This window comes from Pseudoduganella sp. LjRoot289 (assembly GCF_964252925.1).
Taxonomy (GTDB): Bacteria; Pseudomonadota; Gammaproteobacteria; order Burkholderiales; family Burkholderiaceae_D; genus Rugamonas.
The window spans coordinates 5,577,638-5,602,616 of sequence record NZ_CAXUPN020000001.1 but is presented as its reverse complement, the minus strand read 5'-3'; the positions used below and the strand labels follow the sequence as shown (position 1 = coordinate 5,602,616).

Annotated in this window: 21 protein-coding genes; 10 read left to right on the top strand and 11 right to left on the bottom strand. The window is 65.2% G+C overall.

All coding sequences use genetic code 11. The features are described from left to right. Positions 1-1,245: a nucleoside recognition domain-containing protein gene (locus tag ACSQ8Y_RS23950; RefSeq protein ID WP_436268908.1), complete on the bottom strand. Its 1,245-nt coding sequence runs from the start codon at positions 1,243-1,245 to the stop codon at positions 1-3. Between the two features lie 190 nt (positions 1,246-1,435). On the opposite strand from ACSQ8Y_RS23950, the gene ACSQ8Y_RS23945 reads away from it, so the two are divergent. The 4 genes from ACSQ8Y_RS23945 to ACSQ8Y_RS23930 all read left to right on the top strand — a co-directional run bounded on the left by ACSQ8Y_RS23945 (position 1,436) and on the right by ACSQ8Y_RS23930 (position 8,468). Continuing rightward, on the top strand, positions 1,436-3,337 hold the full coding sequence (locus tag ACSQ8Y_RS23945) for an ABC transporter substrate-binding protein (RefSeq protein ID WP_436268907.1): 1,902 nt from the start codon (positions 1,436-1,438) through the stop codon (positions 3,335-3,337). 216 nt (positions 3,338-3,553) lie between these two features. After that, a complete protein-coding gene (locus ACSQ8Y_RS23940; RefSeq protein ID WP_436268906.1) occupies positions 3,554-6,256 on the top strand; it encodes a TonB-dependent receptor in 2,703 nt (900 codons plus the stop codon). 72 nt (positions 6,257-6,328) lie between these two features. Next, entirely contained in the window at positions 6,329-7,405 is a 1,077-nt protein-coding gene (locus ACSQ8Y_RS23935; RefSeq protein WP_436268905.1) for a S66 peptidase family protein, read from the top strand. A 145-nt stretch (positions 7,406-7,550) separates the two neighbouring features. Next, positions 7,551-8,468: a YihY/virulence factor BrkB family protein gene (locus ACSQ8Y_RS23930; protein ID WP_436268904.1), complete on the top strand. Its 918-nt coding sequence runs from the start codon at positions 7,551-7,553 to the stop codon at positions 8,466-8,468. On the opposite strand, the gene ACSQ8Y_RS23925 is transcribed toward ACSQ8Y_RS23930, so the two are convergent. Then, positions 8,449-9,861, bottom strand: coding sequence for an ATP-binding protein (locus ACSQ8Y_RS23925; RefSeq protein WP_436268903.1), 1,413 nt, complete (start codon positions 9,859-9,861; stop codon positions 8,449-8,451). The two genes, ACSQ8Y_RS23930 and ACSQ8Y_RS23925, sit on opposite strands and share 20 nt — an antisense overlap. A gap of 132 nt (positions 9,862-9,993) precedes the next feature. On the opposite strand from ACSQ8Y_RS23925, the gene ACSQ8Y_RS23920 reads away from it, so the two are divergent. The 3 genes from ACSQ8Y_RS23920 to ACSQ8Y_RS23910 all read left to right on the top strand — a co-directional run bounded on the left by ACSQ8Y_RS23920 (position 9,994) and on the right by ACSQ8Y_RS23910 (position 12,607). Beyond that, positions 9,994-10,911: a hypothetical protein gene (locus tag ACSQ8Y_RS23920; protein WP_436268902.1), complete on the top strand. Its 918-nt coding sequence runs from the start codon at positions 9,994-9,996 to the stop codon at positions 10,909-10,911. A gap of 35 nt (positions 10,912-10,946) precedes the next feature. Beyond that, positions 10,947-11,843, top strand: a complete 897-nt coding sequence (locus tag ACSQ8Y_RS23915) for a MipA/OmpV family protein (RefSeq protein ID WP_436268901.1) — start codon at positions 10,947-10,949, stop codon at positions 11,841-11,843. A 62-nt stretch (positions 11,844-11,905) separates the two neighbouring features. Then, positions 11,906-12,607 carry a hypothetical protein gene (locus tag ACSQ8Y_RS23910; protein ID WP_436268900.1) on the top strand — a complete coding sequence of 234 codons (702 nt, stop codon included), beginning with the start codon at positions 11,906-11,908 and terminating at the stop codon, positions 12,605-12,607. 11 nt (positions 12,608-12,618) lie between these two features. On the opposite strand, the gene ACSQ8Y_RS23905 is transcribed toward ACSQ8Y_RS23910, so the two are convergent. The 6 genes from ACSQ8Y_RS23905 to ACSQ8Y_RS23880 form a co-directional block, all read right to left on the bottom strand. After that, complete coding sequence (locus ACSQ8Y_RS23905) at positions 12,619-13,326, bottom strand: response regulator (protein ID WP_436268899.1); 708 nt, start codon at positions 13,324-13,326, stop codon at positions 12,619-12,621. 2 nt (positions 13,327-13,328) lie between these two features. Further along, positions 13,329-14,468: an acyl-CoA dehydrogenase family protein gene (locus ACSQ8Y_RS23900; RefSeq protein WP_436268898.1), complete on the bottom strand. Its 1,140-nt coding sequence runs from the start codon at positions 14,466-14,468 to the stop codon at positions 13,329-13,331. Between the two features lie 74 nt (positions 14,469-14,542). Beyond that, positions 14,543-15,742, bottom strand: coding sequence for an acetyl-CoA C-acyltransferase (locus tag ACSQ8Y_RS23895; RefSeq protein WP_436268897.1), 1,200 nt, complete (start codon positions 15,740-15,742; stop codon positions 14,543-14,545). After that, entirely contained in the window at positions 15,735-17,567 is a 1,833-nt protein-coding gene (gene aceK / locus ACSQ8Y_RS23890; protein WP_436268896.1) for a bifunctional isocitrate dehydrogenase kinase/phosphatase, read from the bottom strand. The genes ACSQ8Y_RS23895 and aceK overlap by 8 nt, the downstream gene beginning before the upstream one ends. Positions 17,568-17,721: 154 nt before the next feature. After that, positions 17,722-18,906, bottom strand: a complete 1,185-nt coding sequence (locus tag ACSQ8Y_RS23885; protein WP_436268895.1) for an isovaleryl-CoA dehydrogenase — start codon at positions 18,904-18,906, stop codon at positions 17,722-17,724. Between the two features lie 69 nt (positions 18,907-18,975). Further along, positions 18,976-19,380, bottom strand: coding sequence for a MerR family transcriptional regulator (locus ACSQ8Y_RS23880; RefSeq protein WP_436268894.1), 405 nt, complete (start codon positions 19,378-19,380; stop codon positions 18,976-18,978). A gap of 95 nt (positions 19,381-19,475) precedes the next feature. Here ACSQ8Y_RS23880 and ACSQ8Y_RS23875 point away from each other — a divergent pair, with 95 nt between their 5' ends. The 3 genes from ACSQ8Y_RS23875 to ACSQ8Y_RS23865 all read left to right on the top strand — a co-directional run bounded on the left by ACSQ8Y_RS23875 (position 19,476) and on the right by ACSQ8Y_RS23865 (position 21,514). After that, positions 19,476-20,537, top strand: coding sequence for an MBL fold metallo-hydrolase (locus tag ACSQ8Y_RS23875; protein WP_436268893.1), 1,062 nt, complete (start codon positions 19,476-19,478; stop codon positions 20,535-20,537). A 212-nt stretch (positions 20,538-20,749) separates the two neighbouring features. Next, positions 20,750-21,157: a hypothetical protein gene (locus ACSQ8Y_RS23870; RefSeq protein ID WP_436268892.1), complete on the top strand. Its 408-nt coding sequence runs from the start codon at positions 20,750-20,752 to the stop codon at positions 21,155-21,157. A gap of 189 nt (positions 21,158-21,346) precedes the next feature. Next, positions 21,347-21,514: a hypothetical protein gene (locus ACSQ8Y_RS23865; protein WP_436268891.1), complete on the top strand. Its 168-nt coding sequence runs from the start codon at positions 21,347-21,349 to the stop codon at positions 21,512-21,514. Positions 21,515-21,543: 29 nt separating this feature from the next. Here the strand turns inward: ACSQ8Y_RS23865 and ACSQ8Y_RS23860 are convergent, their stop codons facing one another. The 3 genes from ACSQ8Y_RS23860 to ACSQ8Y_RS23850 all read right to left on the bottom strand — a co-directional run bounded on the left by ACSQ8Y_RS23860 (position 21,544) and on the right by ACSQ8Y_RS23850 (position 24,843). Continuing rightward, on the bottom strand, positions 21,544-22,122 hold the full coding sequence (locus ACSQ8Y_RS23860; RefSeq protein ID WP_436268890.1) for a UbiX family flavin prenyltransferase: 579 nt from the start codon (positions 22,120-22,122) through the stop codon (positions 21,544-21,546). Further along, positions 22,115-22,426, bottom strand: a complete 312-nt coding sequence (gene grxD, locus ACSQ8Y_RS23855; RefSeq protein WP_436268889.1) for a Grx4 family monothiol glutaredoxin — start codon at positions 22,424-22,426, stop codon at positions 22,115-22,117. Before grxD ends, ACSQ8Y_RS23860 begins: the two co-directional genes overlap by 8 nt. Positions 22,427-22,494: 68 nt before the next feature. Further along, positions 22,495-24,843: a Tex family protein gene (locus ACSQ8Y_RS23850; protein ID WP_436268888.1), complete on the bottom strand. Its 2,349-nt coding sequence runs from the start codon at positions 24,841-24,843 to the stop codon at positions 22,495-22,497. Between the last annotated feature and the right edge of the window lie 136 nt (positions 24,844-24,979).

Genomic DNA, 24,979 nt, shown 5'->3' with positions numbered 1-24,979 from the left:
TTATCCTTGGTGGAAGAAGACGTAGGACACGAAAATGGCCGCGATCACGCCGGCCAGGTCGGCGATCAGGCCGCACGAGATAGCATAGCGCGTCTTGCGTATGCCCACCGAGCCGAAATACAGGGCCACGATGTAGAAGGTGGTGTCGGCCGAGCCGTTGAACACGCAGGCCAGTCGGCCGATGAAGGAGTCCACGCCGTAGGTCGTCATGGTGTCTATCATCATGGCCTTGGCGCCGCTGCCGCTCAGCGGTTTCATCAGCGCGGTGGGCAGGGCAGGCACGAAGTCGGTATTCAGGCCCAGCATCGAGAAGAACCAGTTGAAGCCGTCCACCACGAAGTTGAACACGCCCGCGTTGCGGATCACGCTGATCGCCACCAGCATGCCGACCAGGTAGGGGATCACGGTCAGCGAGGTCTGGATGCCCCCTTTCGCGCCTTCGATGAAGGCTTCATACACATTGACCTTCTTGCGCAGCGCGCCGACGATGAAGACGGTGATCACGCCCATCAGCACCGCGTTGCTGACCACCTTGGACACGGTGGCGATTTCGGCCTTGCTCAGGTATTGCGTGAAGTACCAGATCAGCGCCACGATGGCGGACGTCATGCCGCCCAGCCAGGACAGCACCACGCTGTCGAACAGCTTGATGCGCTGGCGGATAGCGACGGCGATGATGCCGGCCACGGTCGCCACATAGGTCGCGATCATGCAGGGAATGAAGATGTCGGACGGATCGGCCGCGCCGAGGATGGAGCGCTGCGCCATGATGGCCAGCGGAATCAGGGTCAGGCCGGAAGTATGCAGCACCAGGAACATGATCTGCGCGTTGCTGGGCTCGTCCTTGCTCGGATTGAGCGTCTGCAGGCTTTCCATCGCCTTCAGGCCGAAGGGCGTGGCCGCGTTGTCCAGGCCCAGCAGGTTGGCGGAGAAATTCATCACCATGTGGCCGTTGGCCGGATGGTCTTTCGGCACTTCGGGGAAGATGCGCGAGAAGAAGGGGGCGATGACTTTCGCCAGCCACGCCACCACGCCGGCCTTCTCGCCGATGTTCATGATGCCCAGCCACAAGGTCATCACGCCGGCCAGCGGCAGCGCAATGTCCATCACACCCATCTTGGCGGAGTCGAAAGTGCCGTCGATGACTTTCTTGAATATCTCGTTATCGCCCAGGAACAGCCACTGCGCCAGCGCGGCGGCGAAGCCGACCAGGAAAAAGCCAGACCAGATGTAATTGAGCGACATAGGACAATAATTCCGATAACGAAGATGACAGGACGATTTTGCAGGCAAAGTATAGAGCCACGGCATTATGCCGCGATGAAAGAATGCTGGCCGCACATACAAAAAAGTTATACGCGGCCGGGCGGATTTCATGGCCGGGCGGCGGCGCGATGCCGTATCCTGTGGCGGTTTCGTAGAGCGAGGAAAGAATATGACGGCAATGTGGAAAAAGGCGCTGGCCACCGCGCATGCGTTCATCAGCATCGTCATTCCCGCGCAGGCGGGAATCCATGCCGAGCCTGCTGGTGCCAGCGGCCAAAATGCCCCCCTCGCCGCGCCCGCAGCCGCCGTCGCACACGCCGCTGCGCCCGCCGCTACGCACGTCCCCAAAGTACTGCACACCTTCCTCTCCACCGGCGAAACCGGCCTGGACCCCGCCGTGGCGTCCGACATCGCCACCCTGGCGCTGCTGGAAAACCTGTACGACCCCTTGCTGCGTTACGACTACCTGGCGCGTCCGGTGAAGCTGCAGCCCAACACGCTGCGCGCCATGCCGCAGGTGGACGCGGCCGGCACCACCTACACCTTCCAGCTCATTCCCGGCATCCACTTCACGCCCGACCCGGCCTTCCAGGGCAGGCAGCGCGAAGTGAGCGCCGAGGACTACGTCTACAGCCTGAAGCGCCTGTACGATCCCGAATTGAAATCGCCCTGGCTGTTCCTGCTCGAAGGCAAGCTCGCGGGCGACGATGTGCTGAAAGCAAAGTTCAGCTACGCCACGTCCATTCCCGGCCTGCAGGCGGTGGACAGATACACGCTGCGCATCCGGCTGAGCGCGCCGGACCCCAATTTCCTGTACTACCTGGCCATGCCCGCCACCGGCGTGGTGGCGCGCGAAGTGGCCGAGGCCTACGGCGCACAGTTGGGCAACCACCCGGTCGGCACCGGTCCCTTCATGGTCGCCGAATGGAAGCGCAGCGACAAGATCACCCTGCGGGCCAACCCCGACTTCCGTCCCACCGTGTTCCGTGCCGGCGCCGACGTGCCCGCCGAATTCCGCGCCACCGCCGCCGCGCTGGAAGGCAAGCGCCTGCCGCTGGTGGAGCGCATCGACGTGAAGATCATGGAGGAATACCAGTCGCGCGTGCTGGGCTTCCTGAACGGCGAATTCGACTACATCGAACAGGTGCCGGAATCGATGAAGGACATGGTGCTGCGCACAGGTGTGGGCGGCGGTACGGCCGCGCCGGCGCTGAAACCCGAGCTGGTCCAAAAGGGCATGGAGCTGTCGCTCTTCCCGGTGCTGCAGACGTATTACATGTGGATGAACATGGAAGACCCGCTCATCGGCGGCTACAGCAAGGACAAGGTGGCCCTGCGCCGCGCCATCGCGCTCAGCTACAACGGCCCGGAGGACGTGGCGCTGCTGAAAAAAGGCCTGGCGCTGCCAGCGCAATCGCCCTTGCCGCCCAATGTGCTGGGTTACGATCCCGATTACCGCAGCCCTGTTTCCTACAACCCCGCCCTGGCGCGCGCGCTGCTGGAACGCTTCGGCTACCGCGCCGGCAAGGACGGCTTCCGCACCTTGCCGAACGGCCAGCCGCTGCTGCTGACCATGCATTCGGAACCGTCCATGGTGGGCCGGCTGCGCGACGAGCTGTGGCGTAAAAACCTGAACGCCATCGGCATCCGGGTACAGTTCAAGAGCGACAAGAAGACTGAAATCATCAAGGCTTCCCGCTTGGGCAAGGTGATGATGTTCGAGACCAACTGGATCGCCGACTTCCCCGACGGCGACAATTACCTGCAATTGTTGTACGGTCCCAACAGCGGCCGCGCGAATTATGCGCGCTTCAACCTGCCCGAATACAACCGCCGCTACGAGCAGGCCCGCAAGCTGGGCGACACGCCGGAGCGCCGCGTGCTGTACCGCGAGATGATCCAGCTGATCCATGCCTACAACCCGTGGGTGTTGCTGACCCATCCAATTTCGGCCGACGTCCGGCAATCGTGGCTAAAAAACTACAGGCGCCATCCGGTCGAGTTCACAAACTGGCGCTACCTCGATCTGGACGTTGCAGAGAGGAAGCGGGCCTCTAAAATGGCGCCTTGATTGAAATATCTCATTCATTCCTAAAAGTTATGGTCAGGTAAGGTATTTTCATTGGCAAGCGCACAGCGCATGGCGCTACTCTGGATTTTCCAGGCGACGCGCCAAGACGTCGCGCCCTGCCGGGCAAGCAAGAGTTCATTCAAATCGAGGGAGAGTACGGTGAAGGTTAAGAAACTCGCGCAGATGATTGCGCTGATAGGTGTTGTAGGCCCTGCAATGGCTCAGCAAGCTGCCCCGGAGAGCATCCAGCGCGTGGAAATCACCGGCAGCAGCATCAAGCGCGTGGCCAAGGAGGGCGCGCTGCCGGTGCAGATCGTCACCTTCGACCAGATCGAACGCGCCGGCATCACCGACACCGAACAACTGATGCGCACCATCTCCGCCAGCGGCACCGGCGCGGACAATATGACCTCCGGCAACAACGTGTTCGGCGCCGACGCCGACCGCGTCTCCGGCGGCGCCTCCTTCGCCTCGCTGCGCGGCTTGGGCCCGAACGCCACGCTGGTGCTGCTGAACGGCCGCCGCGTGGGCAACCACGGCGCCTCCGGCAAGGCGGTCGACCTGAATTCGATTCCGCTGGGCGCCATCGCCCGCGTCGAGATCCTGAAGGACGGCGCCTCGGCCATCTACGGCACCGACGCCATCGGCGGCGTGGTCAACTTCATCCTGAAGACCGATTACAAGGGCCTGGAGCTGTCCACCACGCTGAACGGCACCGAAGCGGGCGGCGGCATGAACCGCCGCGTCTCCGCGCTGGGCGGCATCGGCGACCTGGGCACGGATGGCTGGAACATCATGGCCAGCGTCACGCACGACAACAACAGCAAGCTGAGCTCGAGCCAGCGCAGCTTCGCCAACGGCTTCCAGCCGGAGCGCGGCCTGTCGCCGGACACCACCGGCACCCCGTTCGCCAACATCCTGTCCGGCGCCGGCACCGCGCTGGGCACCGGCTTCAAGGTTGCAGGCGACCCCACCACCTATCTGCAGGCGGGCCTGCTGAGCCTGCAAGGCAAGTGCGGCACCGTCCCCGGCATGTCGCAATACCAGAGCGAGCTGTGGAAGGATGTCACCGCCGTCAGCCGCACCAGGTACTCGTGCGCCTACGACTACGGCTCGGACTACGTGATGAGCTTCCCGGTCGAGCGCACCAACGCCGTCTCGCGCGGCACGCTCAAGCTCAACGACGACCACAAGGTGTACTTCGAGGCGCTCGCTTCGCGCAGCGACGTGACCGCCGACCTGACCCCGCTGCAGATTTCCACCAGCCTGGCCAACGGCAACGCCTATCCGGTCAACGGCCCCTACTACCAGGACCTGTCGGCCTATATCCCGAGCTACGACAAGACCAAGCCCATCATCTACAAATGGCGCAGCACGCCGTGGGGCAACCGCACCCAGAACAGCGTGACGGAGAACTTCCGCATGCTGGTGGCCGCCGAAGGCCTGCTGATGGGCAAGTGGGACTACAAGCTGGGCCTGTCGCGCGCCGAAAGCAAGACGCAAACCAAGCTGACCGACGGCTACGGCTACACCGACAAGATCTACGCGGCCCTGGGCAGCGGCAAGATCAACCCGTGGCTGGCCCCGGGCCAGAGCCAGAGCGCCGAAGCGATGCAGCTGATCGAGTCGACCAAGTACGTCGGCAACTTCCAGCACGGCAAGACGACCACCAGCCAGCTCGACGGATCCATCTCGGGAGAGATCGTGCAGCTGCCGGCCGGCAAGCTGGCCATGGCGGCGGGCTTCGACCTGCGCAAGGAAACCTATGACTTCGGCCAGGACGTGGACGCCACCAAGATCCTGCTGTCGCCGGGCAATGCCGCGCTGCACGGCGCCTCGCGCGACGTGCGCGCCGTCTACGCCGAGTTGCTGGTGCCGGTGCTCAAGGACCTGGAAGTGCAGCTGGCCGTGCGCCGCGACGACTACAGCGTGATCGGCGCCACCACCAATCCGAAAGTGGCTTTCCGCTACCAGCCGCTCAGCACCCTGGTGCTGCGCGGCTCGGCCAGCGAAGGTTTCCTGGCGCCGAGTTTCACCCAGCTGTATGCCGGCCGGCTGTCGCAGGAACTGCCGAACGGCATCATCGACCAGGAAGGCTGCGCCAAGAATCCGGGCAACCCGGCGTTCTGCGCGATTCCGCGCCTGCCTTACAACACCGGCGGCAATCCGAGCCTGAAGCCGGAAACGTCGAAGCAGGGCACCTTGGGCATCGTGGTCGAACCCATGCGCGGTTTCTCGGCATCGCTGGACTTCTGGGCCATCAACATCCAGAACCGCATCCTGAACCGCACGCCGCAAGTGGTGCTGGCCAACTGGCAGTACCTGCCCGAGTACATCGTCCGCAATCCGCAAAACGGCACCATCGACCACGTCGAAGCGGGCTGGATCAACGCGGCCGGCCTGAAAACCCGCGGTGCCGACCTCGGCTTGCAGGCCGACGGCAAGGTCGAAGGCTACAAGTGGGTCGCCAAGCTGGACGGTACCTACATGAAGAGCTTCAAGTTCGCCGAGTTCGAAGGCCAGCCGTTCAAGGAACTGGTCGGCGTCTTCAACACGCGCGACATCTACCTGCGCTGGAAGCACAATGCCAGCGTCAGCGTGGCCAAGGGCGACTGGAGCGGCTTGTTCACGCAGAACTACTCGACCGGCTATGCCGACCAGGTGCCGAACGGCGGCAAAGGCACGCCGCCGGCCGGCTTCGACCCGCGCGTGAAGCACTACGCCAAGTACGACCTGTCGGGCACCTACACGGGTTTCAAGAACACCACCATCACGGTCGGCATCCAGAACCTGTTCGACACCGATCCGCCGTTCACCGCGCACAACGTGGATGAAGTGGTAGGCGCCGGCTGGGATCCACGTGTCGCCGACCCGCGCGGCCGTGCCTTGTCCTTCAACCTCAAGTATAAGTTCATGTGATTGTCTTGAGCCGCCGCGCCATCTGGCGGGTTAGCGCAACGCGCGTAAGCCGCCAAACCGGAGCCGTCTGCCATGCCCTCGCCTGACCGCCGCCGCTTCGGCGGGGCGCTGCTGGGGGCGCTGGCCGTTGTTGCGCTGCCCGCCACGGCGGGCGCGACGCGCGTCCCCTCGCAAGGAAAGAAACCCATGAGCAAGCCGCAGCTGACCAAGCCGCCGCGCCTCGAGCCCGGCGACCTGGTCGGCATCGTTGCGCCCGGAGGGCACACCAGTCCCCAATCCATTGCAAAAGCCGTGCGCAACATCGAAGCGCTGGGCTTGCGCGTTACATTGGGGGAACACATCAACGCCGTGCACGGCAATTACGGCGGCACCGTGGCGCAGCGCCTGGAAGACTTGCACGGCATGTTCGCCGACCCGCAAGTGAACGCCATCTGGGCCATCCGCGGCGGCTCCGGCTGCATTTCCCTGCTGCCCCACATCGATTACCAGCTGATACGCGCCAATCCCAAGGTGCTGATCGGCTATTCCGACATCACCGCCCTGCACCTGGCCATCAACAAGCACGCCGGGCTGGTCACTTTCCACGGACCGGTCGCTTCGTCCACTTTTTCCGAGTACGCGGTGACGCAGCTCAGGAACGTGCTGATGACGCCGCAGGAGCGCTACACCATCTCCATGTCGCAGGACAACGCCCACAAGGCCGCCGCGGAGCCGCAGTACGCGCTGCGCACCGTGCACGGCGGCCAATGCACCGGGCGCCTCACCGGGGGCAATCTGTGCCTGGTCAGTGCGCTGGAAGGCACGCCGTACGCGGCCGACATCAAAGGCAGCATCCTGTTCCTGGAGGAAGTGAACGAAGCGCCCTACCGCATCGACCGCATGCTGATGCAGCTGCAGCTGAGCCAGGGGTTGAAAAACACCGCCGGCGTCATGCTGGGCATCTTCGAAAACTGCGAAGGCCAGGACGAGGACATCTCGCTGACCCTGAACGACACGGTGGACCAGCATTTGCAGCCGCTGACGCAGACCGCCGTGGCCGGCTACTCCTTCGGCCATATCCGCCACCAGTTCACCATCCCGATGGGCGTGCTGGCCACGCTGGACGCGGAGCAGCAGACGCTGACCTTGCTGGAGCCTGCGGTCAGCTAGCGTGGCGGATGACGCACCCGCGTGCTCATCCGCCCTACGCGTCCCGGCGGCTCTCCCGTGGGCCGGTTCGGACGCGTCTGTAACCCGACAGGCGTCGCCCGGCTGTGGCGCGCCAGCCGCCGAACCATCCGCGTAGAATGGCCCCATGCGGATACTCAATAGCAAGGCCGCCGTCTGGGTGGCCAGCCACCCCTTGGAGTTTGTCCTGCAGTGCATCCGTGGCTTTCGGGCCAACCAGGGTTTGCTGCTGGCGGGCGCCGTCGCCTATTACTCGCTGCTGTCCATCGTCCCGCTGCTGATGCTGGTGGTGGTGGTGCTGTCGCACTGGCTGGACCCGGCCGAACTGCTGGCCACCATAGGCCACTACCTGGAATGGCTGGTGCCGGGACAGTCGCGCGCCATCGTGGCCGAAGTCGGCCAGTTCCTGGCCCAGCGCAGCGTCATCGGCTGGTTGCTGGCGCTCACCATGCTGTTCTTCAGCTCGCTCGCCTTCACGGTGCTGGAAAACGCCATGTGCGTCATCTTCCTGCACCGCGTGGCGATACGCCGCCGCCACTTCCTGGTGTCCGCCATCCTGCCTTACTGCTATATCTTCTCGCTCGGCGTCGGCATTTTGCTGGTGACCCTGGTGGCCGGCAGCCTGCAGGTGATCGGCGAGGAGGAACTGCAATTCCTCGGCTACAGCTGGTCGCTGCACGGTGTATCGGGCGTGCTGCTCTACCTGCTGGGCCTGGGTGGCGAAATCCTGATGCTCAGTTCCATCTACCTGGTGATGCCGGTCGGCCGCCTGTCGTGCGCGCACGCGCTGATCGGCGGCGTCACGGCCGCCGTGCTGTGGGAAATCGCGCGCCATGTGCTGGTGTGGTATTTCACCACGCTGTCGCAGGTGAACATCGTGTACGGCTCGCTGACCACCGCCATCGTCGTCATGTTCAGCCTGGAGATCGGCGCCGCCCTGCTGCTGTTCGGCGCGCAGGTGATCTCCGAGTTCGAACGGGTCGGGCGCGACGAGCAGAACGAGCGGCCGAAAGGGCTGCGCACGGTCAGGCCGGCAGGCGGATGACGAAGCGCGCGCCGCCCAGCGCGCTGTCCATGGCCGCGTCTTCCACGCGCACGCTGCCGCCGTGCAGCGCCACCGCCTTGTGCGCGATCGACAGGCCCAGGCCGAAGCCGCCGCTGGCGCGGTCGCGGCTGCGGTCCAGGCGATAGAACGGCTCGAACACGCGTTCGCGTTCCTCTGCCGGGATGCCGGGACCGTCGTCCTCCACCGCAATTTCCATCTCGCCACCTACGCGCACGGCCGTCAGCACGATACGGCTGGCCGCGTATTTTTCGGCGTTGCTGAGCAGGTTGGCCACCGCGCGCAGCAGGAGGCGGCAGTCGCCGTTCACGCTGCCCAGGTCTTCCGCGAGCCGCAGCACCAGCACGGGCCGCACTGCGTACCCCGCCCCGGTATTGCTCTCGCCGATGGCGATAGCTTTGGCCTCCGCCTGCTCTCCCTCCAGCACCGCGTCGGCTGTTTCCGGCGGCGGTGCGGCACCGGCTTGCTCGGCGGCGGTTCGCAGCATGGCCGCCAGTGCGAACGGTGCCCGCTGCACGGCCTGCCCGCCGTCCAGCCGCGCCATGCCCAGCAGTTCGCCGACCAGCGCATTCAGCTCGTGCAAATCCTTCTCCATGGCAGCGATGCGCGGCTCGAGCGCGGGATCGGCTGCCGCCGAACGCAGCAGTTCCAGCCCGAACTCGAGCCGGGCGATCGGCGTGCGCACCTCGTGCGACACCGCGTGCAGCAGGTTGCGCTGGGCTTCGAGCAAGCGCTGGATGCGGTCCGCCATATGGTCCATGCGTTCGGCCAGCGGATAGATGCTGGCGCTGCGCGCCATGCGCGCCCGCGCCGACAGATGGCCCGCGCCGAACTCGTCTGCAACCCGCGCCAGTGTCTGCATGCCCCGCCAGTGGGTGCGCGACCATAGTGCGATCGGGATCAGCAGGGTCAGCGCCACGATGGCATAGCGCAGCGCCTCCTGCTGCAAGGCCTGCGCGGTGTCGATCGGCAGCCCCTCTGCGCGCAGGACCTCGGCGTCGCTGCCGATGTAGCGCTCGCCCTTCAGGTCGACGCGGCGCATAAAGGCCTTGCCCGCCACGTCGAACACCATGGCGCCGCGCATCAGCGTCGCATCGCTGGCGCCGGACAGGGCGGCGCGCGCCTCGGCCAGCGGCAGCAGTTCGTAGCGGACCTTGGACACCAGGCGCACCTGGTTCAGCCGCAGCAGCCATTCGTCGGCCGGGGCCTGGTCGATATAGTTCTGCAGCAGGAACACCTCGGCCGCCGCCTGGCGCCGGGCGATGTCTTCCAGCGGATCGCCGTACAGGCGGCTGATCGCGAAATAGATGGCGAAGGTCGCCGCCGTGATGGCCAGCATGACCAGCACGAAAAAGCGGAAGAACAGGCGGTTCATGCTGGCATTGTATAAGCAGTAACTTTCCGCAGGTCCTACGCTTACAAATTTAAGACAATTGGCCGACATTTGGAGGAAGAACCGGCGCGCCGCTTTGCTTACCATGGCACTATCACTTGTCAAGGAGATATCATGAACAAACTAATCATTGCCTGTCTTTTCCCCCTGGCTGCCCTGTTGAGCGCGTGCGGCGGCGACGGTACGCCGCCGGGCCAAACCGCCCCCAGCATCGCCGTCGGCGAACCGTCGCCCGGCAAGGCCGAGCTGCCCAAGGACGGCACCACGCTGGCCTTCGAAATCCTGTGGCAGAGCCCCTTCGGCGCCATCGACGACGAGCGCACTGTGCTGGCGACCGACACGGCGGCTTTTGAAAAGCTGTGGAACGAGGCCCACCTCAACCTCAGCAGCATACATTTGCCGCCCAAGATAGACTTCTCCAAGAAAATGGTGGTCGGCGTGTTCACCGGCAAGAAGCTGAGCGGTTGCCGCGCCGTCACCATAGCCCGCGCCGGCATGGAGGGCGGCAAGCTGGCCGTCGAGTACGACGACCGCGACGTGCAATGGAGTAGCGCGCCGTGCAAAGCGGAGTACACCAGCCCGGGCACCCTGGCCGTGCTGGACCGGCTCGATGCGCAAGCCGTGTTCAGCCGCATCCAGGCGCAGCCGCTGGCCTTCAGCCGCGTCGAGACCAGCCTGGATTCGGCCGACGTCAACCGGCCGCCCGTCACCGCCGTGGTCAAGGATGCCGCCAGCTGGGCCGCGTTGTGGACCCGCTACAGCATTGCCGGTGCACCGCTGCCGGCGGTGGACTTCAGCAAGTCCATGGTGCTGTTCGCGTTCTACGGCGTGACCAGCGGCTGCGACGGCAACAAGCTGGAAGAAGTGGCGCGCGTCGGCGGCAAACTGTACGTGACCAGCACTTACACGCCGCCCGGTCCCGCCGTGATGTGCGTCGCCGCCTTCATCGCGCACGGCAATGCGGTGACGGTCGAACGCAGCGAGGAGCCGGTGGTGTTCATCAACAAGCGGTTGCCGGCGCCGACCATATAAAATGGCGGGCATTCAGCCCACCAGACGGACCGTTCATGCGCATGCTCAAGACCCTGGCCCTCCCCCTCGCGCAGGCCGCCGCCGCGCTTGCCGCGCTGGCAGCTTGCGGTGCCGCCGGCGCGCAGACGCCGGTCGCCAACCCCATGCCGGACGGCAGCCGCGATATGTACGTCGGCCTGGGCCTGCAGAGCGGCAGCCGCTACGAGGGGGGGCGCAGCCGCCATGCGCTGCTGATGCCCGTGCTGCAGGCCGAATGGAGCAACGGCATCTTCCTGTCCGGCGCCAGCGCGGGCATGCATTGGTCGGGCCGCAACGATATCGAATACGGGCCGCTGTTGTCGCTGCATCCTGGCCGCAGCGAGCGGGGGCGGCCGCTGGCCGGCGGCGGCCTCAGCGGCACCGGCAGCAACGCCGCCCTGCCGCCATTAGTGTCCGGTCAGGATGATCCCATCACCCGGCTCAGCGGCATGGCCGACGTGCCGCACCGCCTGGAAGCGGGCGCCTTCCTCACCTGGTATCTGAATCCCGAATGGCGCATCGCCACCAGCGCGCTGCACGGCGCCGGCTGGGAGCGTGACGGCCTGCGCGCCACGCTGGACCTGCAGCGCATCGCCGCCACGGTCGCGCCCCACCACACCTTGTCCTTCACCGCCGGCCTGACCCTGGTCAACGCCCGCTACAACCGCACCTTCTTCGGCGTGACGGCGATGCAGGCCTTGGTCATCCCGGCGCTCTCGCGGCCCGCCTACGCGCCCGGCGGCGGAGTCAAGGACGTGCATGCGGGCCTGCGCTGGAACTGGGCGCTGAGCCCGTCGTGGATGCTGACCAGCGGCGTGCAGGTGCTGCGGCTGGCCGGCGACGCCGGCGCCAGTCCCATCGTGGAGCGTGCCGCCAGCGTGACCGTGACGTCCGCGCTGGCCTACCGCTTCTGACCATGCACCCCGCGCGCGCGCCTCTCAGGCAGTTCCCGACGTCACTGCTGACGCCGCTCTTGATGCCGCTCTTCAGATTGCTGCTGCCGGCCTTGCTGGCCGCTGCAGGCGCCGGCGCGCAGGCGCAGGCCCAGCCTCTCGAGGGCGAGTGGGTGAACTACCGCGACGCCTACCGCGCCATGGTGGTGTTCGAGAAATACGGCAAGCCGAAGCATTTTCTACAGAACCACTACCAGGTCAGCCCCAGGCAGGGCCCGGCCTCGCTGGACGGCCTGCGCCTGACCCTGAGCGGCAAATCCGTCCAGCTCGAGTTGCCGCTGGACGCGGCCGGACGCACCGTGCTGCCGCTGCTGAAAGCGGCTTATGACGACAACGCCGTGCTGGCGCTGAACCGCAAACTATCGGGCTATGTGTTCCGGCCGCGCGTGTCCATCGTGGCGCGCGCCGATGGCGTGTACGAGGCCGCCGACCTGCGCGCGGCCTGCGAACAGGCGCAAGCTTATCAGCGCGCGACGGACGCGGCGTTTCGCGGCGGGCGCTGCATCGGCGTGCGCTTTTCTTTTGTGCGCAGGAGCGACGCGCAGCTGCGCGTGCGCGCCGGCGGCCAGGACGGCGCGCCGCTGCCGGTGGCCGAGGGTCCGGCCTTTGCGGACGACGCCAAGGCTGATTTCAGCGTCGTCGACTACCGTTTCGCGGCCTCGTCCGCGCAGGGCCAGGTCGTCAGCCAGCACACGCCGCTGGCGATCGCACCGCTGTACGACTAGCCCGGATCCGGCTAGCCCCAGGCCGACGGCGAGAACAGATAACCCTCGCCCCACACCGTCTTGATCTTCTCCGCCGCGTGGTCGTCGAACTTGCGGCGCAGCTTGGAGATGTTGTTGTCGATGCTGCGGTCCAGGCCGTCGAAATCGATGCCGCGCAATTTCTTCAGCAGCATGTCGCGCGACAGCACCGTGCCGGCCGCCTCGGCCAGCACCAGCAGCAGCTTGTACTCGTTGTTGCTCATCTCCACGGCCTGGCTGCGCCAGAGCACGGTGCGGTCGCGCGTGACGATGGCCAGCGCGCCGAAGGCCAGGGTGCCCGGCGCGGCCGGCGCCGCCGCGGCGGGCGGCGGTGCCGCAGGCGCGGTGCGCCGCAGCAGGGCGCGCAAACGCGCCAGCAGCACGCGCGGCTGCACCGGCTTGTTGACGAAATCGTCCGCCCCTTGCTCCAGCAGCGCGATCTGGTCGTAGGTGTCTTCGCGCGCCGTCAATACCAGGATGGGCACGCCGCTGGCGGCGCGCAGCTGCTTGCACACGTCGGTGCCGTCCATGCCGGGCAACATCAGGTCGAGCACGACGACGTCCGGCGCGCAGGCGTGGAAGCGCGCCAGCGCCTCGTCGCCGCGCGCCGCCAGCTCCACCGTGAACTCGTAGTTGTGCAGGTACTCGGTGACCAGCGCGGCCAGCCGCGCGTCGTCCTCCACCAGCAGCACGCGCGCCATGCCTACAGCGCCCGCGCGATCAGCAGCTTCTGGATGTCGCTGGTGCCCTCGTAGATCTGGCACACGCGCACGTCGCGGTAGATGCGCTCGACCGGGAAGTCGGACACGTAGCCGTAGCCGCCGTGCACCTGGATCGCGTCCGAGCATACGCGTTCGGCCATTTCCGAGGCGAACAGCTTGGCCATCGCGGCCTCTTTTAAACAGGGCTGGCCGGCGTCCTTCAGCGAGGCCGCGTGCATGATCAGCTGGCGCGCCGCTTCGATCCGGGTCGCCATGTCGGCCAGCTTGAACTGCACCGACTGGTGCTCGAAGATGGTCTTGCCGAAGGTTTCGCGTTCGCGCGCGTATTTCAGCGCCGCCTCGTAGGCCGCGCGCGCCATGCCGACCGACTGCGAGGCGATGCCGATGCGGCCGCCCTCCAGTCCGGACAGGGCGATCTTGTAGCCCATGCCCTCTTCGCCGATCAGGTTCGCGGCCGGGATGCGGCAGTTTTCGAACAGGATCTGCGCCGTGTCCGACGAGTGCTGGCCCATCTTCTGCTCCAGGCCTGCCACGATGTAGCCCGGCGCATTGGTCGGCACCCAGAACGCGCTGATGCCCTTCTTGCCGGCCGCCTTGTCGGTGACCGCCATGACGATGGCCACGTCGGCGTATTTGCCGCTGGTGATGAACTGCTTGACGCCGTTGATCACGTAGCCGTCGCCGTCGCCGTCCTTTACCCGTGTGGCGGTGGTGCGCAGCGCGGCCGCGTCCGAGCCGGTGTGGGGTTCGGTCAGGCAGAACGCGCCCAGCATGTCGCCCTGCGCCAGCGGGCGCAGCCATTGCTGTTTCTGCTGTTCGTTGGCGTACATCATGGCGATGCTGCACACCGGGCAGTTGTTGACCGAGATGACGGTGGAGGTGCCGCCGTCGCCGGCCGCGATTTCCTCCAGCACCAGGGCCAGCGACACGTAGTCCATGCCGGCGCCGCCCAGTTCCTCGGGCACGGCCACGCCGAAGGCGCCCAGCGCCGCCAGCTCCTTCAATTCTTCCTTAGGAAAGTGGTGTTCCTTGTCCCAGCGCGCCGCGTTGGGCGCCAGGCGTTCCTGCGAAAAAGTCCGCAGGGCGTCCCGTATCATCTGATGTTCTTCGCTCAGTATCATCTTTTTCTTTCGTTGGGGTCAGGCGGGGCCGCCGAGGCGGGCCGCCGCGGCGGCCCCGCCCGACCCCGGGGTTCTTACACCAGTTCGATGGCCATCGCGGTGGCTTCGCCGCCGCCGATGCACAGTGCCGCGACGCCGCGCTTGCCGCCGGTGCGCTTGAGCGCGCCGATCAGGGTCACGATGATGCGGGCGCCGGAGGCGCCGATCGGGTGGCCCAGCGCGCACGCCCCGCCGTGCACGTTGACCTTGCTGTGCGGGATGTCCAGGTCGTGCATGGCGGCCATGGGCACGGCCGCGAACGCTTCGTTGATCTCGAACAGGTCGACGTCCTTGGCGCTCCAGCCGGTCTTCTTGAACAGCTTTTCCATCGCGCCTATCGGCGCCACGGTGAACTGGTCCGGCGCCAGCGCGTTGGTGGCGTGGCCCAGGATGCGCGCGATCGGGGCCAGGCCCTGGGCCTTGGCGGTCGATTCGCGCATCATCACCAGCGCGGCGGCGCCGTCGTTGATCGACGAGGACGAGGCGGCGGTGATGGTGCCGTCTTTCTTGAACGCGGTGCGCAGGGTCGGGATCTTGTCGATCTTGGCCTTCAGCGGGCCTTCGTCCTTGTCAATCACGCTGTCGCCGGCGCGGCTGGTCACGGTGACGGGCGCCATTTCCCATTTGAACCAGCCTTCGCTGGTGGCGGCCTGGGCGCGCTTGACCGACTCGATCGCGAACGCGTCCTGCGCTTCGCGGGTGAACTGGTACTTGGCCGAGCACTCTTCGGCGAAGGTGCCCATGGAACGGCCTTCGCCGGTCTTCTCGTTGCGCGAGTAGGCGTCTTCCAGGCCGTCGTACATCATGTGGTCGAACATCATGCCGTGGCCGATGCGGTAGCCGCCGCGCGCCTTGGGAATGATGTAGGGCGCGTTGGTCATCGATTCCATGCCGCCGGCCACCACCACGTCGGCGCTGCCGGCCGCCAGCGCGTCGTAGGCGAACATGGCCGCCTGCATGGCCGAACCGCACATTTTCGACAGCGTGACGGCGCCGGTCGAGGTCGGCAGGCCCGCTTTCAGCAGGGCCTGGCGCGCGGGCGCCTGGCCCTGGCCGGCCATCAGGCAGTTGCCGAAGTAGACGTGCTCGACGGCGGCGGGCGCGACGCCCGAACGCTCGACGGCGGCCTGGATCGCCACGGCGCCCAGGTCGTGCGCGCTCTTGGCCGAGAAGTCGCCCTGGAAGGCGCCCATGGGGGTGCGGGCTGCACCGACGATGACGATAGGATCATTCATTTTCACTGGTCTCCAGTAAGGTCGGCGCGACGTGCGCCGGGGAAGTGGCGGCAGGATTGCCCTGGTAAGAAAAACGGATGTGCTGCGGATAGGGGAAGACGTCTTCCACGATGCCGGCCTCGATGCGCTCCTTGCGCCGCTGCCAGAACTCGCGCGTCAGCAGGTCGGCGTGGTGCTGCAGGAAGTATTTGCGGATCTTGGCGTTGCCGAGCAAAAAGCGGCCGAACTGCTCGGGGAACACGTCGTGCCTGCCGACGTGGTACCAGGGCTCGGCCGACATTTCGTCCTCCTCGTTGCGGGCCTCGGGAATGTCGCGGAAGTTGCAGTCGGTGATGTATTCGATCTCGTCATAGTCGTAGAACACCACGCGCTTGTGGCGGGTGACGCCGAAATTCTTGTACAGCATGTCGCCGGGGAAGATGTTGGCCGCCACCAGCTCCTTGATGGCGTTGCCGTATTCCAGCACGCCGTGCTCGAGGCGGGCGTCGTCGCCGGCCTGGTCGGCGTGCGTCAGCCAGATGTTGAGCGGCACCATGCGGCGCTCGATGTACAGGTGCTTGATGACGATCTTGTCGCCCTCTTCCTCCAGCAGCGAGGGGGCGAAGTGGCGGATCTCGGCGATCAGCTCTTCCTTCATGCGCTCGCGCGGGAAGGCCACGTTGGAGTACTCCAGGGTGTCGGCCATGCGGCCGACGCGGTCGTGGTGCTTGACCAGCAGGTATTTTTCCTTGATCAGCGCGCGCGTGGTTTCCTTGGGCGGCGGGAAGAAGTCCTTGATCACCTTGAACACGTAGGGGAAGGACGGCAGCGCGAACACCAGCATCACCAGGCCGCGGATGCCGGGCGCGATGTCGAACTGGTCGGACGAATGCTTCAGGTGCTGCAGGTAGTCGCGGTAGAACAGCGTCTTGCCCTGCTTCTGCAGGCCGAGGATGGTGTAGATCTCGCTGCGCGGCTTGCGCGGCAGCAGCGTGCGCAGGAACTGCACATAGGCCGACGGCACTTCCATGTCGACCAGGAAGTAGGCGCGCGTAAACGAGAACAGGATGATGATCTGTTCCTGCTCGAACAGCACGGTGTCCAGTATCAGCTGGCCATGGCGGTTATGCAGGATGGGCACGACGAAGGGATATTCGCGCGCCCCGTTGATGCCCTTGCCGACGATGTAGGCGCCCTTGTTGCGGAAGAACAGGCTCGACAGCACCTGGATCTGGTGGTTGGGCTCCAGGGTCTCGTTGCCGAACAGCTGGCGCAGGCGCGCTTCGACCTGCTCGACGTCGCGCTCCAGGTTGGCGAACTTGGCGTTGAGCTGGAAGTTGGTGACGATGCGCTTCAAGGTGAAACGCAGGCCGTCCGTGCCCGGGTAGTACATGCGGTAGGTCGGCGCCGGTTCCTCGGTTTCGATGTACTCGGTGGACACCACCGGGCGCACGAAGATGAACTCGTTGTGGAAATAGCTGCGGTGCAGGATGTTGCAGCAGACCGAGTTGAAGAAGGTCTCGGCCAGTTCCGGCTGCTTGTGGTCGGACAGCAGGCCGATGTAGTGCAGCTTGCACTCGCGCCACACCTCGTCGGTCAGTTCGGCCGGGACGTACTCGTCCTCGAGCATCTGCACGCATTCCTGCACGCGCTGGTCGTAGAAGCCGATGCGCTCGCGCGCGGCCTGCTGCGCCACCTTCCACGCGCCCTGCTCGAAATGCAGCTTGGCCTGCTGGCTGGTGTGGCGGAACAGGCGGTAGTGCTTGTCGAAACCGTCGCGTATGGTGCACGCGATGTCGAACGCTATCTGGGAAGAGAGCAGTTTGGGAAATGCAGCCTGGATCATAGAGTGAATCCCAGTAGTGTCATTCCGGATCGCCGGACCGCCGCGCAGGCGGGACGGTCCGCCGCCGCGGTCCATAGGCAAGCGACTGAACCGGCTCAGCATGGATTCCCGCGGGGGCGCCGAGCCCTGCGCGGGAATGACATGCTGCGCCGTATTACTTGGTTTCCGCGAACAGTTCGCGGCCGATCAGCATGCGGCGGATTTCGCTGGTGCCGGCGCCGATTTCATACAGCTTGGCGTCGCGCCACAGGCGGCCGACCGGGTACTCGTTGATGTAGCCGTTGCCGCCCAGGGCCTGGATCGCTTCGCCAGCCATCCAGGTCGCCTTCTCGGCGCTGTACAGGATGGCGCCGGCGGCGTCCTTGCGCAGCTGGCGCACCGCTTCCGGCGTCGCGGCGCGGTCGCAGGCCTGGCCGACTGCGTAGACATAGGCCTTGCAAGCCATCATGGTCGAGTACATATCGGCCAGTTTGCCCTGCATCAGCTGGAATTCGCCGATAGGCTGGCCGAACTGCTTGCGGTCGTGGATGTAGGGCACGACCGCGTCCATGCAAGCCTGCATGATGCCCAGCGGGCCGCCGGACAGCACGGTGCGCTCGAAGTCCAGGCCGGACATCAGCACGTTGACGCCCTTGCCCAGGCCGCCCAGCACATTCTCGGCCGGCACTTCGCAATCCTGGAACACCAGTTCGCCGGTGTGCGAACCGCGCATGCCCAGCTTGTCGAGCTTTTGCGCCACCGAGAAACCCTTGAAGTTCTTTTCGATCAGGAAGGCGGTCATGCCCTTCGGGCCGGCCTCCAGGTCGTTCTTGGCGTACACCACCAGCACGTCCGCGTCGGGGCCGTTGGTGATCCACATCTTGGTGCCGTTCAGCACCCAGCGGCCGTCCTTGAAGTCGGCGCGCAGCTTCATGCTGACCACGTCGGAACCGGCATTCGGCTCGGACATCGCCAGCGCGCCCACGTGTTCGCCCGAGATCAGCTTGGGCAGGTATTTCTTCTTCTGTTCCTCGGTGCCGTTGCGCTTGATCTGGTTGACGCACAGGTTGGAGTGGGCGCCGTAGGACAGGCCGACCGAGGCGGACACGCGCGAGATCTCTTCCATCGCGACGATGTGGGCCAGGTAGCCCATGTTGGCGCCGCCGTATTCCTCGCTGACGGTGATGCCGAGCAGGCCCAGGTCGCCCATTTTGCGCCACAGGTCCATCGGGAACTGGTCGCTGCGGTCGATCTCGGCGGCGCGCGGCGCGATTTCGGCGGCGGCGAACTCCTGCACGGCGGAGCGGAGGGCGGCGATGTCTTCGCCGTGGTCAAAGGTCAGGCCTGGGAGATGAAGCATGTCGTCCTCGTTATTCTGGTTGGGGTGGTGAAGCACCCATCATACCGCGATGTGACGTTAACGTAAACGTCAAGTGGAGGTGTTTTCCGGCTCCGCGATGGCCGCCAGCATGCGCTTGCAGTCTTCCTCGTGCGCCGTGATCTCGGCCAGGGTCATGTCGATGTCCTCGCGCTGCTGTTCCAGCATGTCGCGGTGTTGCTGCAGCACGCCCAGGAAGCGGTGCATCTGTGCGCTGGTGTCCTTGGGCGACTCGTACATGTCCACCAGGCTCTTGATCTCGGAGAGCGACAGGCCCAGGCGCTTGCCGCGCAGGGTCAGCTTCAAGCGGGTGCGGTCGCGCGGCGTGTAGACGCGGTTGCGGCCGCCCGCGCCTTCGCGGGACGGGCTCAGCAGGCCCTGGTCTTCATAGAAGCGGATCGCGCGCGCCGTGATGTCGAATTCACGGGCCAGTTCGGTGATAGTGTAGGTAGGCATCTTGATAGCGCATGTTGGGAGCGCAGGTTGGTAGCGCAGGTTGCTAGAATAGGCGTTCAACTTCCGTTTACGTAACGTCAACCACATTGTAGCCCATGAATCCACTCGAATCCCAACTGCAATACCCCTTCGGCCAGCTGATACCTGCCACCGGCACCGTGCAGGAGGTCGCGCCCGGCGTGGCCTGGCTGCGCATGCCGCTGCCGTTCGCGCTGGACCATATCAATTTGTGGCTGTTGCGTGACAAGCACGGCGACGCCGGCCTGCCGGGTTGGAGCGTGGTCGATTGCGGCGCGGCGACCGACGCCACCCGCGACGGCTGGGAAGCCGTCTTCGCCGGCGTGCTGCAAGGCTTGCCGCTGCAGCGCGTGCTGGCCACGCATTGCCATCCCGACCACGTCGGCGTGTCCGACTGGCTGTGCCGACGCTGGAACGCACCATTCTGGATCACCACCGGCGAATATGGTTTCGCGCGCATGATGTCGGCCGGCCTGCCCGGCACCGACGGCACGGCCGCGCTGCCGCATTTCCAGCGCCATGGCCTGGCCGACCCGGAGATGCTGGCGAAAATGCAAAGCCGCAAGAATTACTATCCAACACTGGTGCCAGCCGTGCCGCTGGCCTATACGCGCATGCAGGACGGACAGTTGGTGGCGATAGGTGACCACGAATGGCGGGTGATCACGGGTTTCGGCCATGCGCCCGAGCACGCTTCCCTGTATTGCGCAGGGCTGAAGCTGCTGATCTCGGGCGATATGGTGCTGCCGCGCATCTCCACCAATGTGTCGGTGTTCGCGGTCGAGCCGGAGGCCAATCCGCTCACGCTCTACCTCGATTCGCTGGATAAGTACGCCGGTCTGCCCGCCGACGTGCTGGTGCTGCCCTCGCACGGCAAGCCCTTCCGCGGCTTGCACACCCGTATCGCCCAGCTGAAGCAGCATCACGTGGAGCGGCTGGCCGAGGTGATGGACGCCTGCCGCGACGAATGGCGCAGCGCGGCCGACATCGTGCCGCAAATGTTTCGCCGCCCTTTGGACGCGCACCAGCTCAGTTTTGCCTTGGGCGAAGCACTCGCGCATCTGCACAAGCTCTGGTACGACGGTATCGTGCGACGGCATTGCGCGCCGGACGGCATCATACGGTTCAAGATAGGGTAGCAGTATGTGCTGAACGAACGTTCACTCTAATAGATTGCTCCCTGAATACAATTTGCCGTATCATTTCATAACACATATAAAATTTGGGTAAAGTGCGGCCGCCGGCGCGCACTGATGAGGGAAAAATGTTAAATCTTAAATTCTCGATTGTCACAATTGGTCTTGTCGGGCGAGAGACTGACATTCATTGCCATTCATGAAATAGTGCAACCATGAATTCTTCCAATGAACGCGAAAGCTTTAGCCAGCGGCTCCAGCAGGCTCTGAAAAACGCACACTACTCCCCCGATAGTCCAACCCGCCTGGCGCGGGAATTTAACATTCGCTTCGACGGCCGCCCCATAACGGTGCATGCGGCGCGCAAGTGGCTGGTCGGGGAAGCCATTCCCACCCAGGAAAAGCTGCGCATGATCGCGCAATGGCTGGGCGTGCCCGCCGACTGGCTGCGCTTCGGCGGACCGGAGACGGCCGCGCCGGCAGGCGAAAACGGCAACGGACTGTCGCGTTTCGAGTCGGCCGACGTCAAATTGATTGCCGATTTGCAGCGCCTGGACGAGCATCACCGCCAGATCGCCCGCGAATTTATCCGCATGCTGGTACGGGTCAACTACCAGAAGTAATAAAAACGCCGTTCGTTGTTGATGAAACAATAAATTAACGAACGGGCGTGCCGCGATCCTGTTTCTCCAGGCGTGGCAAGCGAATGTTCGGCGCCCGATAGCGATTTGTCACAGTTTCGAAACGGAATTGGTGCACAATAGGACTGCGCAACGCATGCGCTATTTCGGGAGTCCGCATTGAGCCGCTTGATGAGAAATAACTACAGCAATGTAGCGCAGCTGAAAGACCTGATGACCGCCCCGCCCATGACGGCAGCCCGCCACGCCGAACTGATGCGCAAGCGCATCGCGCAGCGGCGCATGCTGGAAGAAGCGAGGGAATTGAAGCGGGTCAGCAGCGGCTTCGAGAAGGGCTGACCGGGCAGGCCGGGCTCAGCACTCAGCCCTCAGCCCAGGCCGTTCCAGCGCGGGGCCAACTGGTGTTCCAGGCCGAACAGGTCGAGCACGCGGGCCACCGTGTGGTCCACCATCTCGGCGATGCTCTGCGGCTGGTGGTAAAAGCTGGGCAGGGGCGGGAAAATAATGCCGCCCATTTCCGTGACGGCGGTCATATTGCGCAGGTGCGCCAGGTTGAACGGCGTTTCGCGCACCATCAGCACCAGGCGGCGGCGCTCCTTGAGCACCACATCGGCCGCGCGCGCCACCAGGTTGTCCGACAGGCCGTGGGCCACGGACGCCAGCGTCTTCATCGAGCAGGGCGCGACGATCATCCCATCCGACTGGAAAGAACCGCTGGCAATGGCCGCGCCGATATTGTGCTGCTTGTGCACCACGTCCGCCAGCGCCTCGACTTCCTTGCGCTGCAAGCCGGTTTCCTGGTGCAGCGTGAGCACGGCCGCGTCGGAGACCACCAGGTGGGTCTCCACGTCCGGCATCTCCTTCAGCACTTGCAGCAGCCGCACCCCGTACACGGCGCCGGTGGCGCCCGTGATGGCGATGACGAGCCGCTGCGGGTGCTCAGGCATCCAGCAGGGCCTTCAGTTCGCCCGATTCGAACATTTCGTTCATGATGTCCGAGCCGCCGATGAACTCGCCCTTGATGTAGAGCTGGGGAATGGTAGGCCAGTTCGAGTATTCCTTGATGCCTTGGCGGACTTCAGGATCGTCCAGCACGTTGATGGTGGCGATGTTCTCGACGCCGCAGGCCTTCAGGATCTGGATGGCGCGGCCGGAAAAGCCGCACTGCGGGAACTGGGCGGTGCCCTTCATGAACAGGACCACAGGCGTGTTGGACACGGTTTCTTTGATCCAGGTTTGTACGTCGCTCATTGCTGCCTCGGGGAAAAAGGGAAAGATGCCGACATTTTATAAGAAAACGCCGGCACGGGTACGGGAGCTTAGCCGCGCAGCTTGGCGAAGGCGGCCGCCATGGAGCCGGCCACTGCCGGTTCGCGGGTCTGCGACTTCTGCTGCTGACCCATGGCGCGGCGGTCGTTCCGGTCGGCGCGCTGCTCGGGCCTGGCGCCGGCCGCCGGCGCGCTGTCGCTCAAGCGCATGGTCAGGGCGATGCGCTTGCGCTTGGGATCGACTTCCAGCACTTTCACTTTCACCACCTGGCCGGCTTTGACCACCGTGTGCGGATCCTTGACAAAGGTGTTGGACAGCGCCGAGATGTGCACCAGGCCGTCCTGGTGCACGCCGATGTCGACGAAGGCGCCGAAGGCTGCCACGTTGGTCACCACGCCCTCCAGTATCATGTCCGGGCGCAGATCGCTGATCTCCTCCACGCCGTCCTTGAAGGTGGCCGTGGTGAATTCGGGGCGCGGGTCGCGGCCCGGCTTTTCCAGTTCCTTCAGGATGTCGGTGACGGTCGGCACGCCGAACTTGTCGTCGGCATACCTGGCCGGGTTCAGCGTCTTGATCAGCCCGCTGTCGCCGATGACGGATTTGATGTCCTTCTTGATGTCGCCCAGGATCTTTTCCACCAGCGGATAGGACTCAGGGTGCACCGCCGACGCGTCCAGCGGGTTCTCGCCGCCCGTCACGCGCAGGAAGCCGGCGGCCTGCTCGAAGGTCTTGTCGCCCAGGCGCGGCACCTGTTTCAGGCCGGCGCGCGAGGTGAAGGCACCCTTCAGGTCGCGGTAGGCGACGATGCTCTGCGCCACGCTGGCCGACAGGCCGGACACGCGCGCCAGCAGCGGCGCCGACGCGGTGTTGACGTCCACGCCCACCGCGTTCACGCAATCCTCGACCACGGCGTCCAGCGAGCGCGCCAGTTGCGACTGGCTGACGTCGTGCTGGTACTGGCCCACGCCGATCGATTTCGGGTCGATCTTGACCAGCTCGGCCAGCGGGTCCTGCAGGCGGCGCGCGATGGAGACGGCGCCGCGGATGGACACGTCCAGGTCCGGCAGCTCGCGCGAGGCGAACTCGGACGCCGAGTACACCGACGCGCCCGCCTCGGAGACCACGATCTTGGTCAGCTTCTGCTCCGGCAGCATTTTGATCAGGTCTTGCGCCAGCTTGTCGGTTTCGCGCGAGGCGGTGCCGTTGCCGATGGAGATCAGCGAAACGTCGTGCTTGGCGGCCAGCTTGCTCAGCGTGTGCAGCGCGCCGTCCCAGTCGTTGCGCGGCTGATGCGGGTAGATGGTGGCATGTTCGACCACTTTGCCGGTCGAATCGACCACCGCCACCTTGACGCCGGTGCGCAGGCCCGGATCCAGGCCCATGGTGGCGCGCTGGCCGGCCGGGGCCGCCAGCAGCAGGGCTTTCAAATTGGTGGCGAAGACGTTGATGGCGTCGGTCTCGGAGCGCTCGCGCAGCGCGCCCATCAGCTCGCTTTCCAGGTGCATAAAGCTTTTCACGCGCCAGGTCCAGCGCGCGGTGTCGGACAGCCATTTGTCGGCCGGGCGGCCCAGGTTCTTGATGCCGAAACGGGCGCAGATGCGGCTTTCGCACGGATTGTGCGGCGCGTCCCACTTCGGCTTCTCGGCCTCGGTGTCCAGCCGCAGGGTCACGTCCAGCATGCCTTCGCGGCGGCCGCGCAGCAGCGCCAGGGCGCGGTGCGAGGGCACCGTGCCTATGGTCTCGGAATAATCGAAGTAGTCGGCGAATTTTTCGCCTTCCTCCTGCTTGCCTTCGACGACCTTGGACTCAACTATACCGTGGTCCAGCACATATTCGCGCAGCGACTGCAGCAAGGTGGCGTCCTCGGCGAAGCGCTCCATCAGGATCTGGCGCGCGCCGTCCAGCGCCGCCTTGGTGTCGGCCACGCCGGCATTGTTGCCGTCCGGCGTGGTAAACGCTGCCCGCAGATAGGGGGTCGCTTCCGTTTCGGGAGTCAGTTCGGGGTTGGCCAGCAGGCTGTCGGCCAGCGGCGCCAGGCCCGCTTCGATCGCGATCTGGGCCTTGGTGCGGCGTTTTTGCTTGTATGGAAGATACAGGTCTTCCAGCCGGGTCTTGTCCTCGGCGTGCATGACGGCGTCCAGCAGGGCCGGGGTCATCTTGTTCTGCTCGCTGATCGAGGCCACGATGGCGGCGCGGCGGTCTTCCAGCTCGCGCAGATAGCGCAGGCGCTCCTCCAGCAGGCGCAGCTGGATATCGTCCAGGCCGCCGGTCGCTTCCTTGCGGTAGCGCGCGATGAAAGGCACGGTGGCGCCCTCGTCGAGCAGGGCGATGGCGGCGGCAACCTGGACCGGTTTGGCGGCCAATTCGATGGCCAGGCGTTGTTCGATGGTGGGCAACATGGTCGATTTCCTGAGCAGACAAGCCCGGAATCATACGCAAACCGCAGGAATGCGCCAACTTTGATCGCCCTATGTTGGAAGAAACACAAACAGGAACCCGGCTAAACCGGATAATATTGCATGTTGCAGTTTTTGA